General features: G+C 63.1%; 19 protein-coding genes and 1 tRNA gene. 3 read left to right on the forward strand and 17 right to left on the reverse strand.

Annotation, left to right across the window (positions count from 1 at the left end; genetic code table 11):
* Positions 1–49: 49 nt before the first annotated feature.
* Entirely contained in the window at positions 50–418 is a 369-nt protein-coding gene (locus J2X62_RS02610) for a GntR family transcriptional regulator (RefSeq protein WP_027496064.1), read from the reverse strand.
* A gap of 7 nt (positions 419–425) precedes the next feature.
* Entirely contained in the window at positions 426–1,094 is a 669-nt protein-coding gene (locus tag J2X62_RS02615; protein WP_310177171.1) for an SDR family oxidoreductase, read from the reverse strand.
* 63 nt (positions 1,095–1,157) lie between these two features.
* Between J2X62_RS02615 and arsC the strand changes: the two genes are divergently transcribed.
* A complete protein-coding gene (gene arsC / locus J2X62_RS02620; RefSeq protein WP_027496062.1) occupies positions 1,158–1,505 on the forward strand; it encodes an arsenate reductase (glutaredoxin) in 348 nt (115 codons plus the stop codon).
* A 13-nt stretch (positions 1,506–1,518) separates the two neighbouring features.
* Here the strand turns inward: arsC and J2X62_RS02625 are convergent, their stop codons facing one another.
* The gene (locus J2X62_RS02625; RefSeq protein WP_027496061.1) at positions 1,519–2,757 is read right to left on the reverse strand and encodes an arginine deiminase; all 1,239 of its coding nucleotides are present in this window, start codon (positions 2,755–2,757) and stop codon (positions 1,519–1,521) included.
* Between the two features lie 64 nt (positions 2,758–2,821).
* Here J2X62_RS02625 and soxR point away from each other — a divergent pair, with 64 nt between their 5' ends.
* A complete protein-coding gene (soxR, locus tag J2X62_RS02630; protein ID WP_027496060.1) occupies positions 2,822–3,322 on the forward strand; it encodes a redox-sensitive transcriptional activator SoxR in 501 nt (166 codons plus the stop codon).
* On the opposite strand, the gene J2X62_RS02635 is transcribed toward soxR, so the two are convergent.
* The 10 genes from J2X62_RS02635 to J2X62_RS02680 form a co-directional block, all read right to left on the reverse strand.
* On the reverse strand, positions 3,238–4,140 hold the full coding sequence (locus tag J2X62_RS02635; RefSeq protein WP_310177181.1) for an SDR family oxidoreductase: 903 nt from the start codon (positions 4,138–4,140) through the stop codon (positions 3,238–3,240). The two genes, soxR and J2X62_RS02635, sit on opposite strands and share 85 nt — an antisense overlap.
* A gap of 74 nt (positions 4,141–4,214) precedes the next feature.
* Positions 4,215–4,358, reverse strand: a complete 144-nt coding sequence (locus J2X62_RS02640; RefSeq protein WP_201010779.1) for a hypothetical protein — start codon at positions 4,356–4,358, stop codon at positions 4,215–4,217.
* 70 nt (positions 4,359–4,428) lie between these two features.
* Complete coding sequence (locus J2X62_RS02645) at positions 4,429–5,103, reverse strand: ScbR family autoregulator-binding transcription factor (protein WP_201009728.1); 675 nt, start codon at positions 5,101–5,103, stop codon at positions 4,429–4,431.
* Between the two features lie 190 nt (positions 5,104–5,293).
* Positions 5,294–5,611 carry a GyrI-like domain-containing protein gene (locus tag J2X62_RS02650; protein ID WP_228139163.1) on the reverse strand — a complete coding sequence of 106 codons (318 nt, stop codon included), beginning with the start codon at positions 5,609–5,611 and terminating at the stop codon, positions 5,294–5,296.
* 116 nt (positions 5,612–5,727) lie between these two features.
* Positions 5,728–6,180, reverse strand: a complete 453-nt coding sequence (locus J2X62_RS02655) for a GyrI-like domain-containing protein (protein ID WP_027496057.1) — start codon at positions 6,178–6,180, stop codon at positions 5,728–5,730.
* A gap of 163 nt (positions 6,181–6,343) precedes the next feature.
* Positions 6,344–7,216, reverse strand: a complete 873-nt coding sequence (locus J2X62_RS02660) for an SGNH/GDSL hydrolase family protein (RefSeq protein WP_201009729.1) — start codon at positions 7,214–7,216, stop codon at positions 6,344–6,346.
* A gap of 222 nt (positions 7,217–7,438) precedes the next feature.
* Positions 7,439–8,323, reverse strand: coding sequence for a glycosyltransferase family A protein (locus J2X62_RS02665; RefSeq protein WP_176458045.1), 885 nt, complete (start codon positions 8,321–8,323; stop codon positions 7,439–7,441).
* Positions 8,324–8,490: 167 nt separating this feature from the next.
* Positions 8,491–9,111 carry a DapH/DapD/GlmU-related protein gene (locus J2X62_RS02670; RefSeq protein ID WP_235580006.1) on the reverse strand — a complete coding sequence of 207 codons (621 nt, stop codon included), beginning with the start codon at positions 9,109–9,111 and terminating at the stop codon, positions 8,491–8,493.
* A complete protein-coding gene (locus J2X62_RS02675) occupies positions 9,108–9,950 on the reverse strand; it encodes a glycosyltransferase family 2 protein (protein ID WP_141214811.1) in 843 nt (280 codons plus the stop codon). Before J2X62_RS02675 ends, J2X62_RS02670 begins: the two co-directional genes overlap by 4 nt.
* 261 nt (positions 9,951–10,211) lie before the next feature.
* The gene (locus J2X62_RS02680) at positions 10,212–11,345 is read right to left on the reverse strand and encodes a hypothetical protein (protein WP_201009730.1); all 1,134 of its coding nucleotides are present in this window, start codon (positions 11,343–11,345) and stop codon (positions 10,212–10,214) included.
* 82 nt (positions 11,346–11,427) lie between these two features.
* Here J2X62_RS02680 and J2X62_RS02685 point away from each other — a divergent pair, with 82 nt between their 5' ends.
* Positions 11,428–11,976: a hypothetical protein gene (locus tag J2X62_RS02685; protein WP_283548556.1), complete on the forward strand. Its 549-nt coding sequence runs from the start codon at positions 11,428–11,430 to the stop codon at positions 11,974–11,976.
* A gap of 49 nt (positions 11,977–12,025) precedes the next feature.
* Here J2X62_RS02685 and J2X62_RS02690 read toward each other — a convergent pair.
* The 4 genes from J2X62_RS02690 to glp form a co-directional block, all read right to left on the reverse strand.
* Positions 12,026–12,098: transfer RNA gene (locus tag J2X62_RS02690), tRNA-Ala, on the reverse strand.
* 56 nt (positions 12,099–12,154) lie between these two features.
* Positions 12,155–13,027 (reverse strand): gephyrin-like molybdotransferase receptor GlpR, encoded by an 873-nt coding sequence (glpR, locus tag J2X62_RS02695; RefSeq protein WP_032373037.1) that lies wholly within the window; start codon positions 13,025–13,027, stop codon positions 12,155–12,157.
* 149 nt (positions 13,028–13,176) lie between these two features.
* A complete protein-coding gene (locus J2X62_RS02700) occupies positions 13,177–13,824 on the reverse strand; it encodes a GNAT family N-acetyltransferase (RefSeq protein ID WP_032364078.1) in 648 nt (215 codons plus the stop codon).
* Between the two features lie 37 nt (positions 13,825–13,861).
* Positions 13,862–15,121 carry a gephyrin-like molybdotransferase Glp gene (gene glp, locus J2X62_RS02705; protein WP_027496053.1) on the reverse strand — a complete coding sequence of 420 codons (1,260 nt, stop codon included), beginning with the start codon at positions 15,119–15,121 and terminating at the stop codon, positions 13,862–13,864.
* Positions 15,122–15,123: the final 2 nt, after the last annotated feature.

Genomic DNA, 15,123 nt, shown 5'->3' on the forward strand with positions numbered 1-15,123 from the left:
CGGCTGAATGGGCAGCACCACCCTGACAGAAGGAGGTTGAAGCGTCAACTTACCGGCCGCCTGCCCCTTTCAGAGCAGCTTCGAGAAACGTTCGCGCCTGGTCGTCGTCGAGGCCGATAGATCTGACGGCCCGGACGAATTCCGTTGCGGCCCTGGCTGCAATATCTCGTGACGGGTCACCGCCGGACGCCACGAACGATCCGGACCTACCCCGCGTCTCGATGATTCCCTGCTGTTCGAGCTCCCGGTAGGTCTTCGCCACCGTGTTCGGCGCGATCTTCAGCTCTTCGGCAAGCCCACGTACCGTGGGGATCTTTGTTCCGGCGATGAGATCCCCGGACCGCACCAATCCCAGAATCTGCATCCGCAATTGCTCGAACACCGGGGTCGTGTTCGACGGATCGATGCTTACGCGCACGATCGCCTCATCGAACCGCGTCGACAGCGTCGGCGATGGACGTCGATCCGGACGTGAGCATCAGCGTTTTGCCGATGGCACTGCCGGTGTCGATCAGACGGGCGACGACCGCTGCCACGTCGGCACGGGTCACCTCGCCCGGGTCGAGTGGAGGCTCGGTGAGCGAAACCGAGTCCGTCGCATCCTCGTCGGTCAGCTTGCCGGGGCGAAGAACGGTCCAGTCCAAGCCCGCGCGGGACGAAACATCTTCTTCCGCAGCAGTTTTGGCCCGGATGTATGCTTTCCATCCCTCGTCGAGGTCGTCCGCGACCGGCTCACCGGCCCCGAAGGAACTGATCAGCACGTAGCGGCGAACGCCGGCCTTCTCGGCGGCATCGGCCAACAACACCGCACCGGCCCGGTCGACGGTGTCCTTGCGCTCGGGACCGCTGTTGGGACCTGCACCGGCCGCGAACACCACTGCGTCGGCACCGGAGAGAACGTCGGCCAACTCGTCGACGGACGCAGACTCCAGATCGATGACCTGCGGCAGCGCACCGAGGGCCGTGACGGCATCGACGTGATCGCTGTTGCGAATGACCGACACAGCGCGGTCACCGTGCGCCGTGAGAACCTGCGTGAGATGTTGGGCGATCTGGCCGTGCCCACCTGCAATGACAATGCGCTTGTCGGTCATGCGACTACTCCCGTTCCTGACGTGATCTGTCGCGTTGGCTACCCGCGTGACAGGATTGCAAACATGACCCGGGCCGCAACCATCTATCACAACCCACGCTGCAACACCTCCCGCACCGTTCTGAAGACGATCGAGGATGCGGGCATCGTCCCCCAGGTCGTCAAGTACCTCGAGACGCCGCCGACCGAAGACGAACTCCGCACGCTGCTCGCCGACGCGGGACTCTCACCACGTCAGGCTGTTCGAACCCGAGAGAGCATCTACAAAGAACTCGAACTGGCGGAGGCCGACGACGAGACCTTGATCGCGGCGATGGCGGCGCACCCCATTCTGATCGAACGCCCGATCGTGGTCACCGACAAGGGAACCGTGTTGGCTCGCCCCGCCGACAAGGTCCTCGCCGTCCTGTAGAAACGCCTGTCGGTCAAAGCCTTTCGCGAGACACCGGGCACGACATACACCGGGGGCCACCCCGGCCCGAGCCCAACTCGGACCCGGAGATTCGCAACACCTCGATGCCCGACGCCTCGAGCCGCGCATTGGTCTCGACGTTGCGCTCGTAGGCAACGACCACCCCCGGGGAGATCGCGAGGGTGTTGTTGCCGTCGTCCCATTGCTCGCGTTCGGCGGTCACATGATCGAGTCCGGTGTCGATCAACCGGAGTTTGCCGATTCCCATCGCATCGGCAGCGGCTTCGAGGAACGGGTCGGCGCCGCGAATACTGACGCCGGCATCCTCGCGGTGAATCGTGAACGCGGACAACGTGTCCTGAATAGCCGGATACATCACGACCGCGTCGGTGTCGACCATGGTGCAGACGGTGTCCAGATGCATGGACGCACGCTCCTGCGCGATCGGCACCACCAACACGCTGTGCGCCAGATCGTCCTCGAAGAGACTGCGTGCCAACGCTTCTGCGCCCGCAGGGGTGGTGCGCTCCCCCACACCCACCGCGACCACTCCAGGAGCGAGCAGCAACACGTCACCGCCTTCGACCGGAGCGGTACGGGATTCGTACGCACGTCGCACGCCTTTGAACATGGGATGGAATGCGTAGATCAAGTCGGTCAGCGACGTTTCCCGTACTCGCGCAGGCAAGGCGAGGGAGGTGATCGCCACTCGGTTGTCGATCCAGAACGACGAGTCACGGGTGAACAGCAGATTGGGCAGCGGATCGATGACGAAGTCGCCCCCGTGATGCATGCGGCGAACCAGCGAGGCACCACTGGGCTCGGCCTCACCGGACTCGGCTTCGAGCAACTCGTCGAACGTCATGCCCGCCATCAGGATCTGAGCCAGTTCGGCTGCCGGGATACCGCGCAGGTACTGGGCGAGATCCTCGGCGAGAGCCCGTCCGAGCCGCCGAGCGTCGACGGCAGCCGAGATGCCCTGCATCCGAGCGGCACCGCTGACCGTCATCGCTTCGGTGAGGAGTTCGCCCAGCAGCAGCACCGTCACGCCGCGGCTGCGCAGCAGCTCCGCGAACGCATCGTGCTCGTCCTGTGCCCGGTCCACCCACGGCAATCCGTCGAACAGCAGTTGGTCGTTGTTTCTCGGAGTCAGGCGCCGCAGCTCGTCGCCCGGGCGGTGCAGCATCACAGTGCGGAGCACACCTACCTCGGAATTGGCTCCCAACGGGCCCGCAGCGGAGTCGACGCTCATGAACGAACGGTAAACCCATTCGTCGTTCAGCGCTGGCATCCGGACCTGAAGTAATGTCGAGGTCGTGCCGATGCCCGAGTGGAACGTCCGTGAACTGACTCCAGGCCAGCTGTCGGAGCGCAGCGGCGTCGCCGTGTCCGCGTTGCATTTCTACGAGAAGCAGGGCTTGATCAGCAGTCGACGAACATCGGGCAACCAGCGCAGGTTTCACCGCGAGACTTTGCGCAGAGTGGCGTTCATTCGTATCTCGCAGAAGGTGGGAATCCCTCTCGCGACCATCCGTCAGGCGTTGAGCGAACTTCCGGACGAGCGAACGCCCACCCGCGAGGACTGGGCCAGGCTGTCGACGCGGTGGCATCGCGAACTGGACTCGCGTATCGAGCAGTTGGTTCGCTTACGGGACGATCTGACCGGGTGCATCGGCTGTGGTTGTCTGTCGTTGGCCGGCTGCGCTCTGGCCAACCCGCACGACCGGCTCTCCTACTCCGGCCCCGGTGCCCGCACACTGGACGTCGACTTCGACGCCCCGTCGGTGCGACGCGGCTCGAGCAGTTTGGAGAACTGATCGTTCGCTCGTTGCAGCACGAACTCGTACGGTGGCGCGAACTTTCGCGAGATCCAGTAACCGAAGCGAATGTCGTTGGAGGAGTACACGAGGTACTTGCGTTTGGCGATACCGGCGAGAATCGCATCGGCCACGACCGACGGTTCGACAGCACGCTTCTCGAACCGGTGCTGCAGCTTCTGCACCCGAGGATCGTCTCGATCGATACCGGCGATCTGCAGCGTCTGCACCAGGCCGGTCTTGACCCCACCGGGCACGACGAGGCTGACGCCGATTCCGTGACGTTTGAGGTCGTATCGAAGAACTTCGGACACGCCACGAAGGCCGTACTTGCTGGCGCTGTACGCAGCGTGCCAAGGCAGAGGAATCAATCCCGCCGCGGACGAGACGTTGACCAGATGCCCACCGCGGCCCGCCTCGATCATCGGCGGGAGGAATTTCTCGATGACATGGATGGGACCCATGAGGTTGACGTCGACCATCGACTTCCAATGCCGATGTTCCAGATTCTCCACAGTGCCCCACGCCGAGATGCCCGCGACGTTCATCACAACGTCCAGGCTGCCGAACTCGGCGTGAATATCATCTGCGAAGGCGGTCACCGCGTCGAAGTCGGAGACGTCGAACGGTAAGGAGTGACTCACCGTTCCGCCCGCACGCCCGACCAGGTCGACGGTCTGGGCAAGCCCGGAGGCATTGATATCGGTGAGGAACAGTTCTGCTCCCACGGCCGCAGCCGCGATGGCCGTCGCCCGGCCGATTCCGCTGCCCGCTCCCGTGATCAACGTCTTCTTGCCGCGCAGATCGTATGTAGCCATCGAAGCTTGTTCCCCCACCGGTTGCCACGTGTCAGGTCCATTCCGACCCTACGCGGTGACGACCGACAGGGCCGTCACAATCTTTGCGACATCTCGTCTCGGTAATCGGCGACGGTGCTTTCGATACGCGTCGCCTCGTCGTCGGCACCTCGTTTTCGCGCATCGTCCGCGCGGTGCTGCAAGGTGCCGATTGCTTTCCGTAGCTCAGTGTCCGACATCCTGTGTTCCATGTCACACAGTGTGCGCCTCACGCCGGCGTGCAGCAAGCACCCCGGGCGAGAAGGAAAGTCAGACGGTGACCGAGCTCGAGTCGATGTTCTCGCGCACGAAGCTCGAGAGGCTGCGAGCTGCGAATTCACGGAAGTAGGCCAGCTTGTCGGCGGGCACCAACGATGGCAGCACGGTGTTCCACACCTTCTCCATACGAGACGGCGCATCCCCCAGACGCGACTGCGCCTCGGACACCATCAGTACTCCGGCCAGCATTTCGCACACCAGCAGTGCCGCGTTTCCGGCGTCCAGGTGGTGGGCGACGTCGCCGTGCTCGATGGCCCGTTCGAATAGGTGCTCGAAGATGTTGCCCCACGTGCCGAACACGCTTCCGCGAGCGGTATCGGACCCGTCGATCTCCATCTGCAACCGGTACATCACACGAACGAGCGGATCCGACGCTGCCAGTTCGAGAACCGAGTACGAGATTCCGATGACGGACTCGAGGGCTGGGCTGCGGCTGTCCACCAGCCCCGCGCAGGCCGTGGACACGCGCTCGTGACCTTCGTCGACGATGGCGCGAGCGAGTTCTTCCTTGGACGCGAAATGGAAGTACAGCGCGCCCTTGGTCACGCCGGACTGCGCCGACACCTGACTCAGCGTGGCATTGGCATGCCCGACGTCGAGGAAGAGATCTGCTGCAGCGCGCAGCGCCGCCGCGCGAGTGGCTTCTGCCCTGAGTTGTCTCACCATGTTGCTACACCCCTGCTCAGTCGATCGTGCGATGACATCGACACCTTGTGGTCCGCGCTGGCTCCCGGGTGCTGAACCCACGAACTCGAATTCACGTTCCCTATACGGGCTTGTCAGCGCTTGCCAATAGTAACCGGTTCGTCGGCGATTTTGTGATTCGAAAGTGACAAAAACATGAAGAAGACCTCGTTTACAAAACGATCGAAACGAAAAGTTCCACTTCTCCAGCATTCGTAACGACTTCTACTTCCTCGGCGTAAGCACGGAATAGCGTCCCGGATCGAACGCACTCGTCGACTTGCGCCCAGACGTCTTCGATCGGATCCGCGAGACCACCACTGGGCACGAACACTGCAAACACACCAGTCGGTATGGATACGAACACATCTCCCACAGCGACGTCACTCGGCGAGTCCAGCGGGACACCGACGAGTGCATTGACGGTGCCGTGCGCATCGGGGACATACACGGTGGTCACCTCCGTGGCGTCGATGTTCTTCTCGCGCACACGATCTCGGAGGAATCCCATCCATTCGCTGCAACTGGCCTCGGCACCGGGCTCCACCCGCGGTGCCACCAACCCACCGAACAATTCGGCACTGCGCGCGGTGATCCGAAAGCTCATCACGAACCGCCGGGCTGCGTGATGGCCAAATACAGGTCGACTTTGTAGGCGTGCGGGTAGCACTCGTAATCACCGGTGAACGATCGCACTATCTCCCCGTTCTCCTCGGCGTGATCGATCTGATTCCACAATCGAGTGAGAACGTCGGGAAAATAACCCACCGCGGAGAATCGGGCATATTTTGCAGACGGCACTTTTGCGATCAAATGCCCACGCGTCACCTGCCCGAGCGACGAGCACTGGTAACCGACTATCTGTGTATTGTACGATCCGATTCCAGGGGCGAAGTCCGTGTAGATCGACGCGAGCGGTCCGGCAGTCTCCTGATTGAGCACTGCGGACCACGCCTGGTTGAGGGCAGGATCGTTCAACCGCCCGAGTGCTCGTTTGGGACTGCGAACGGGGAGACCGGCGACCCACGTTTCGGGGAGGTCGACGATCTCGAACGACATTCACACTCCGTATGGAAGTTGCAGGGGCAGATCCAGCGCTCGGATCGTCGGTTCACGATATAACCCGTCAATCTACCGGGCCGACCGGTACGCAGATGATCGTTTGTTCAACAGGATGTGTCACCGGGCGTTGTCCCCGCGCATTGTCACCGACGACGCGACATCACCGACCGATTGCGTCGAGCACCAATCCCGCCATCGCAGCGCTGCCCAGCGGGGTCGGATGCAAGAACGGTGTCGGACCGAACGTCATCGAGCCCGTGAACCAGCGCTCGGAAATCGGTGCGCATGCGTCGTGGCCGACGGCCGGCCCCGCCACATCGACGAACGTCGCCCCATGCCTGACGGCACTGTCTCGAAGCACGGAATCGAACCGGACGAAGAAATCCTGCACGAACGCCGCGTCGGCACCGTGCAGATTCGAGTCCGGGAAACAGCCCTGATGGTCGAAGTAACCACCGTGACCGACCAGCACGACGACGGCGAGTGGTGAACGCTGCGTAATGGCGTCGAGTACCCCGTCCAACACCGGCCCCAGCTGCCCGAGCCTCTGATCGATCTCCTGGAGGACCACGGGGTTGTTCCGGCACCGAGGATCTTCCTGCGGCACAGGTTGCAGGCACGGCCCGATCAACTGCGCCCAATTCAGGTCGTTGCCGCCTATCGAGAGGGTCACCAGCGTCGTATGAGGCCGCAGCGCATCGATCTGAACCGGGACACGATGAGGCAGTGGCGTGTACGTGCTCTGCGGCGTGGACACGACGTGTGCGCTCGTCGCCCCACTGCACGCCACGCTGGCGAAGGACACAGGGTGCAGTGCGCTCGCGATCATGGCCGGATACGCCGCGTCGGATCGTCCACAACCGTCTCCGCCGGCATAGGACAACCACGCGGGCCCGGCAGCCCTGGAGTCGCCCAGAGCGACGTAGTGGACGGGGTTGTCGACGACGACGTCCGCCGACGCTGTCCCGACGAGCTGTCCCGTCAGCAGAGACACGGCAAGACCGACGACGAACGTCCGAACATCGAAGCGCACGACACGCCCCCGCCTGCTACACGGCCGCCCGACCGGCCCACCCCGACTCGACTCTCGGATGCCCGCGGGTCGAAGAACTACGAGACAGTAACACCGCGTCGGCGATCACGCGGGCCTGTATCGGAACCGTGGGACCGGTTCCGGGGGCGGCAGCAGATACAAGGAGTAGATCGGCGCTACCGATCGGACAATTGTCGCGTACCGCTCGAATCAGCCGTGAATTTACTCGGCCGACGCCGTGGTGGCATATTCGCCATCGCGAACAGGTGACGAATATTGTTGCGATGTCACGCCCTCGTTCGAATGCGACACCGGCAGAATTCGCGACTCGCATCCGGACAAAATTCGAGTCAACGGCCAATGCACGGTATGCAGAATCATGTCCGCGATCAACAGTCGACGCAGCGCCTTGTTCGCCAAATCGTGGTGGGCCCATGTTCGGTAGGAACTCAGCACATAATGACGATATTCGAGGGGCGGAGTCAGCAGCCGCCGACCGGACACCTCGACGCACATCGTTTTGATCAGAGCGATCTGTAGACCGACGCGGTACAGGCACAGCGAGAGATCGATATCCTCGTGCAGGTCGGTACGCAGACTCACGCGGTCGCGGGCGGCTTCCCAAGCGGAGCGGCGAATGGCGAAGTTGTTACCCGAGGCCGCCGAGACCCGTAACTCGTCGGGTTTGCGCTTGGTGGAGTAGTCCACGTACGCGCCGTACGGTGCAGCCCACGGGGAGTCGTACAGGTAGATCGGCCCGGTCACCGCCGCGTAGTCCAGTCTGCGGTCGAAGAAATCCAGAATCGACTCGGCCCAATCCGGAGCTACCCGAGTGTCCGCATCGATACGTCCGATGATGGATCCTTCGGCCCGATCGAAACCGGCGTTGCGCGCATGAACGACGCCTCGCTTCGACTCCCGGACCAGAACTATCTCCGGAAACCGTCGGCTGTAGCTCGCTACCACGCCGGCGGTATCGTCGGTGGAATTGTTGTCCACCACGATTATTTCGTGAATGTGTTCACGTTGCGCCAATAAAGCGTCCAGGCATCCACCCAAATGCGCCTGTTCGTCGAATGCGGGCACAACAACAGAAAGAGTGTTCACAACGCCAACCCCTGACACCTTTTTGGCAATGCGTAGCTCGACAATTTCCGAAGCGAATGCAAAGAGTGCCGAGCCTCTGACGCTGATGATGCTACATCATCAATTAGACGAAATAAGTCGTCCAATTTCGGATCGATAATAGTCTTTTGTCGATATCGGCAAGTGCTTTATCGATCGTTCGTCAGAGTATTGCTCTCGAAATCAGGCGTCGCGCCCGCTATGGCTCGCGCGTCGGGTAGATCGTTCAACTCCCGGCGACGAGCGGCTGGGCTGCCGACGTACACCGCGTCCGGTTCGCAATCCTTGGTCACCAACGAGTTCGCCCCGATGATGCATCCCTCACCGATGCGGACCCCGGGCATGATCACCACACCGGACCCGATCCACGTGCCTCGCCCGATGGTGACCGACTCGCCCCTCAGCAAGCCTGCCCGTCGCCACGACGGTCCGACGTCATGGGTACTGGTGATGATCCGAACGTGGTCCGCCAGGAACACATCGTCACCGATCACGATGTCGGCAACAGTGTCGAAGTGGCACCCGAAATTCACGAAGACCCCGGTGCCCATCCGTACCGACCCGCGACCCTGGATCATCGCGCCGCCGTATATCAAGCACGGCCCGTCCGTCCGGACCCCCGCCGGCCGCAGCAAGGTCGCCCGCAGAACCGCCGGAACGAACGGCAGGTTCGCCACCGACACGAGGGTTGCCTGACGCATTTGAAAGAGGGCCCACTTGACGTTCGATGAGTCGCTCGCCCAGGTCGGGATCAGGGAGCGCAGGTTCACGCGGCCTCTCGCATCCGTTCGTCGGACAGCGCACGGTCGTCGACGGGCAGTGCGCGCGAGGGCACCGCCGAGAACATTCTCGAGATGGGCCAGCGCAGCGTGTGCAGGAGCCAATCCATCGCAACGATCCGGGCCAGCTTGGCCGATGCGAGCCCATGCTCCTTGTAGGAACGGTAGCCCGCGATCGCGTAGTTCACGTACTTCACCGGAGACGTAGCCGATCGCCGGCCGGATACCGCAGCCTTCATACGGCCGTTCAGAGCAAGCGGCAACTTCTGGCCGACCAACGACAAGCACAGATCGATGTCCTCGTGCACGCAGGTCTTGTCGCTGACCACATCCCGAACCTGGTGCCAGGCAGATGCGCGGATCGCGAAATTGTTGCCCGATACCGCCAAGGCGCTGCGCACCGACGGGTCACGCTGCTCCGCTCGTGCATGTTGCCACGCCAGAGGCCGGGCCCACGGCGACTCGTACAAGTAGGTTCGCCCGCCCGCTGCCGCAACCGTGGAGTGCTCTCCGAAGAATTCGATGATGGAGCGGGCCCACCCGGGCCGGACGCGCGTATCGGCGTCTATGCGCCCGATGATGGACGACTGCACGAGATCGAAGCCTGTGTTCCGGGCATGCACGACGCCCCGATTCGGCTCGTGCACCAACTGGACCTTGTCATTGACCTCGCACAGGGTCTCGACCAGATCGAGCGTCCCGTCGGTCGAGCCGTTGTCCACCACGACGATACGGTCTATGTAGTTTCCCTGATCGAGCAGCAAATTCAAGCATTCGCCGATGTGGTCGACCTCGTCGAGCACCGGAATTACCACACTGAGAGTGTTCATTTCGATCCCCTGATTGAATTCGACACCTACCGAACGCGCAGGCACGCGTATAAAGATACGACATCAGCCACGCGAACACTAAAGTCAGCCGAAGAAGCAGCCCCAGCTCAGAGCACCGAAAACTGCAACGTGACGCGGTTACAGGCGCTAAGCAATCCAAAAGACCGTTTCAAGTCAATGGTGCTCATAAGACGTTCGAAAGAATTCGATTCTCGTTAATGATCGAATGTTGTCCGAATACGCCATATTGCCGGAAATGCCTCAGCTCACGCGACGACGTATGAGGCCGATGGATATCGATCGTGATCGTCGTAAATACGACACGGCCTGTCGCCAGTGTCTTCGGCGGATCGCCGTGTCCACTGCCGCAACCACACCATCGTCGGTCACGCCTGCCTCTTCCATGGCAGCAAGCCCGTTTCGCAGGTGGTGGCACTGACGGTTCGTCAACGTCAAGGACCTGACCGCATGGAGATCGATGGGTCCAGGAAGGGCCTCGCTCTCCGCACCTGCAGCGGCCAACCCGATCTTCGTCCTGATGCACTTGAAGCACACTCCGCAGTTGAATCGACCGTCGCGATTCTCCCAGCACACCCGTAGATGCTTCATCGCCGTCTCGTCCAGACCTATCCGCCGGAGCTTGCCGAGCCGATTCACCTCCAACTCGTGGTGATCGAACGTGACACTGCTACTCGACCAGAGCGGGTCCAGATCGGGATGGGAACCCCACGGCAGCAGATCCCAGCGACTGTTGGACGACGGAATCATGACGGTGCTCAGGTGACCGGACAACGCCAGCCCGACATGGGCCAAGGCGGCTCCGTGAAGGTCGTATCCCCAATCGAGCGGCAACCGGTCTCCGAACGCCGACCTCAACGTGGTCTTGACCTCGATCAGCGGCTTGCCGAGCTCCGCGGCCGCGTCTCGGGCACTGGCCAGTGCTCGACCCGCCAATTCCTCGTTCCCGGCGGAGATGTCGAAACCGTGAACAAATATCAAATGGGTGATGCGATCGGATTCGGTGATTGCCGAATAGAAGCTGTCCACGCCTCCACTGAAGAAGCAACCCACCCCTCGGCCGTCGGACAATGCGTCGGAAGGGTCAGCCGATACCGATATCCCATGAAACCGTCTGGGATACCAGTCGAGAAACACTCTCTGCGCCTCGGGAGCGCCTCGAAGTGCCATCGAATCCACCGGGCTGTCGAAAGCGATACTCCAGTTCTTTCGCATTCCCGCTACCAGCATCGGCGGAAGCCACGGAGTCGCCGAATGGTCCAACTCGTAATTCGACGCGGTGGTCACCACAGCCTCTTTGCCGAGAGGCGTCACTATCCGGGCCGCAATTCGATGAGCCTCGGTGTCCTCGACATGCACGGTCATCTGGCTGGTCACCGTATGAAGTGTGACACATGCGCTGGCGACGTAACGCCGCACCGACAACTTACGGAACCGGCTGGTCGGTAGGGTCGGATGTGTGCACACGGTCAGGATCGAGACTGCCCTGTACGACGACGTCGAACTGGTCTATCAGGACGACTTCGTGGCCGGCTCCTACCTGTCGACGCCATCCAGCCGCGTCACGTTCGTCCGCACCGGACCGCAGACCGCGGAAAGAACTCCCCTGGGCACCCGACGGTCGACAGATATTCGCGCGACGGTCGGCGGTGACCCGATTGCGGTGCAACTGGGGTCCGCACGAGTAATGAAACGCTCGTATCGAGTACGTCTGGCCTATCGAGACCGGGTAGTGGTACTTGCCGCGAAAGATCTCGAGTCCAGCGCACTGATCCGCGGCGACAGGGACAACGGCAACGACTCTTTCGGCGACCTCACTCGCGAGTACGACGGCGGGGTGAGCGCGTTCTGGGGCCTACCGTTCACGTTCTTGCGCGCGAAGCTCGAACCGCCGACGCCAACGGCGGACGAAGTGTTGGTCGGCATGACCGCCGCAGCGGCATTCGGCACCGGCGGACTGTCCGTCACCACGATCGCAATGAGTGCGCTGAGCTCTGTATTGCCTTGATTCACAACGAAAGCCGCCACTCGAGGTGAGTGGCGGCTTTCGTTTCGGGTGGAGCTGAGGGGAATCGAACCCCTGACCTTCTCGATGCGAACGAGACGCGCTACCAACTGCGCCACAGCCCCGTTTGCCGTCGTCTCGACCGGCTGGGCAACTCTAGCAAAGCCCCTCGGGACTGCTGTTACGCGCCCTGTGCCCGACGGAAATCGCCGTCATCGTCGCGGCGTGCCTGGAACGGCTCCTCGTAATGATCGAGATGCTCGAACTCCGGATCCTCGTCGTCGATCTCGAGCACCACAGCTCCGGGTCGACGCAGACGCTGCGGCACGAGTTCGAGCTCTTCGTCGGTCTCCGATTCCACACCGAGGCGCGAGCGACCCATGCGGGTGAGTCGTCGTCGACGAATCTCTTCTTCGATCTGCACCTGCCTGCGCAGGTAGTACAGGTACCCGACGAGGACTGCGACGGACAACCCGCACAGCCACCACACCGTCGGGGAGATGATGAACGCCAGTGCCGCGGTCGTGATAGCGGCGAACACCAAGCCGAGAACCGCGCGCTGACGGAAGGCGTATCGGGCGGCCCGGGCGATGGCGTCGGCCTCGGGATCGAATCCGCCGCGGCCGCGTCGGCGAGGCACGAAGTCGTCGTCGACGACTCCCGGCTCGTGTGCGGGAGAGCTCGCGCGAGGTGCGTCGTGGACCGGTTCGTCGTGTTCGAGGTCGTTTTCTTCTTCAGCGTGAGTGTCCATGGGGTCCTCCGCGGTACCGGGTAGATCGGGTGAGTCCGAACGAATCGACGCGAATTTCGGGCCGAAGATCTCGCTGGCGGGCGCGGAGACCCGCAGGTCGTCCTCCGGCCGCCAGTCGGGATCACTGCGGTGGCCGGTCGCGGGGCCGCGCTGCTTGCGCTTGGTGCCACCCCGATGCAACACGCGCGTGGCGAGTGCTGCGTCCGTGGTCTGCATGATCTGCGGACGCTTGGTCATCAGCATGGGAAGAAGAACGAAGAGCCAGACGGCCACGAGACCGATCCAGATGATCGAGTTCGGCATCGGCGATGTTCTCCTTCCTCAGGCGACAGCGACAGTCGAGACGCCCTCAGGTTATGTGGAGCAGGTGCGAGAACCCCGCAGACGCGCCGACTCGAATTACAGTCCTGTCACTTTGACAACATCTGCAACCGAACACTGTGGAGTGAGCGCTATGCCCACGCAGCCCTGCCCGCGCGGACCAATCGATCGACGACCGAACCCTGCACCTCTCCCGAGGTGATCGCGACGAGTTTGTGGTCGCGCCACTCGCCGTCGACGTCGAGGTACTTGTAGAGCAGGCCCTCTTCGCGGAAACCGACGTTGCGCAGCACGGCCTGGCTGGCGAGGTTCTCCGGACGCACCGTTGCCTCGACGCGGTGCAACCCGACCGGTCCGAAACAATGATCGAGTCCGAGCGCCAGCGCCGCGGTGGCGACGCCTTTGCCGTTGACTTCCTTGGACACCCAGTACCCGATCCACGCCGACCGGAGCGCGCCGCGCACGATGTTTCCGGTGGTGATCTGCCCGCAGAATTCGCCGTCGACCTCGATCACCATAGGCAGCATGTGTCCCTTGCGTGCCTCGGACTTCAGGCCCGAGCACAGTGTGGGCCACGAGGAGATGTGGTGTCGGGAATTCCAACTGCCCTCACCGCTCGGCTCCCACGGCTCGAGGTGTGCGCGGTCCTGGGTGCGGATTCGACTCCAGGAGGCTGCGTCGCGCATGCGGACGGGCCGGACGGTCACCGTTCCCCCGGCCACTCGCACTGGACCCAATTTCGCCGGCCAACCCGGGTGGCTCGACCACGTTCGCGGCATCAGTCGATCGTATGCGCTGCGCGTGTGAGCGCGTGCGTCAGCCGCGCTGAGCGAGGAACGAGACCTTCACTTCTTCGCCGGTGCGGATCTCGGTGACGTCGGGATCGATCACGACCAGGCAGTTCGCCTCCGCGAGTGTCGCGAGCAGATGCGACGACGAGCCCGGTGCACCGCCGAGAGCCTGGACGAGATATTCGCCGGTGCCCTCGTCGCGCATCAGCTGTCCTCGCAGGAATCCCTTGCGGTCCTCGATCGATGTGATGGGTGCGACGGTCCGCGCGGTGACGGTCCGGCGCAGCGGCTGGCGACGGCCGAGTGCAATGCGAATGAGCGGACGGACCATCACCTCGAACACCACGAGCGCGCTGACGGGGTTGGCAGGCAACAGGAACGTGGGCACCTCGTCGCGTCCGAGCTGACCGAATCCCTGCACCGAGCCAGGGTGCATGGCTACCCGCTCGACTTCCATGTCGCCGAGTTCGCCCAGAGCCTCACGGACGCCATCGGACGCACCTCCGCCGACCGCGCCTGCGATGACGACGATCTCGGAGCGGATCAACTGGCCTTCGACCACTTCACGCAGTCGCTTGGGGTCGGTGCTCACGATGCCGACGCGGTTCACGTCGGCTCCGGCATCGCGCGCTGCAGCAGCGAGCGCGTAGGAGTTGACGTCGTACACCTGGCCGGGCCCGGGAGTCCGATCGGTATCGACCAGTTCCCCGCCCACCGAGATGACGGACAATCGCGGACGCGGATGCACCAGCACCTTGTCGCGTCCGACGGCGGCCAACAAGCCGACCTGCGCGGCACCGATGATCGTTCCCGCCCGCACGGCGACGTCGCCGGGTTGGACGTCGTCGCCGATCTTGCGCACATAGTCGCCCGAGCGCACCGGACGGAACACCTTGACCCGGGCGCGGCCGTTGTCGGTGCGATCCAGCGGCAGGACCGCGTCGGCCAACGTGGGCAGCGGCGCGCCGGTATCGACCCGCACGGCCTGACGCGGCTGCAGCCGGATGGGCTGACGCGAACCCGCGGAGACCTCGCCGACGACGGGCAGCGTCAGGTCGATGCGCTCGTCTTCCTCGTTACGCAGGTCGGTACCTGCGGAAGCGACGTCGACACTGCGTACGGCGTAACCGTCGATCGCGGCTTGGTCGAAGCCGGGAAGGGGACGCTCGGTGACCACTTCCTCGGCGCAGAGCAGACCCTGCGCTTCCGAGATGGCGACCCGAACAGGCCGTGGAGCCACCGCCGCTGCGGTCACCCTGGTCTGTTGATCTTCGACCGAGCGCATCT

The organism is Rhodococcus sp. 3258, assembly GCF_031456475.1.
Lineage (GTDB): Bacteria > Actinomycetota > Actinomycetes > Mycobacteriales > Mycobacteriaceae > Rhodococcoides > Rhodococcoides fascians.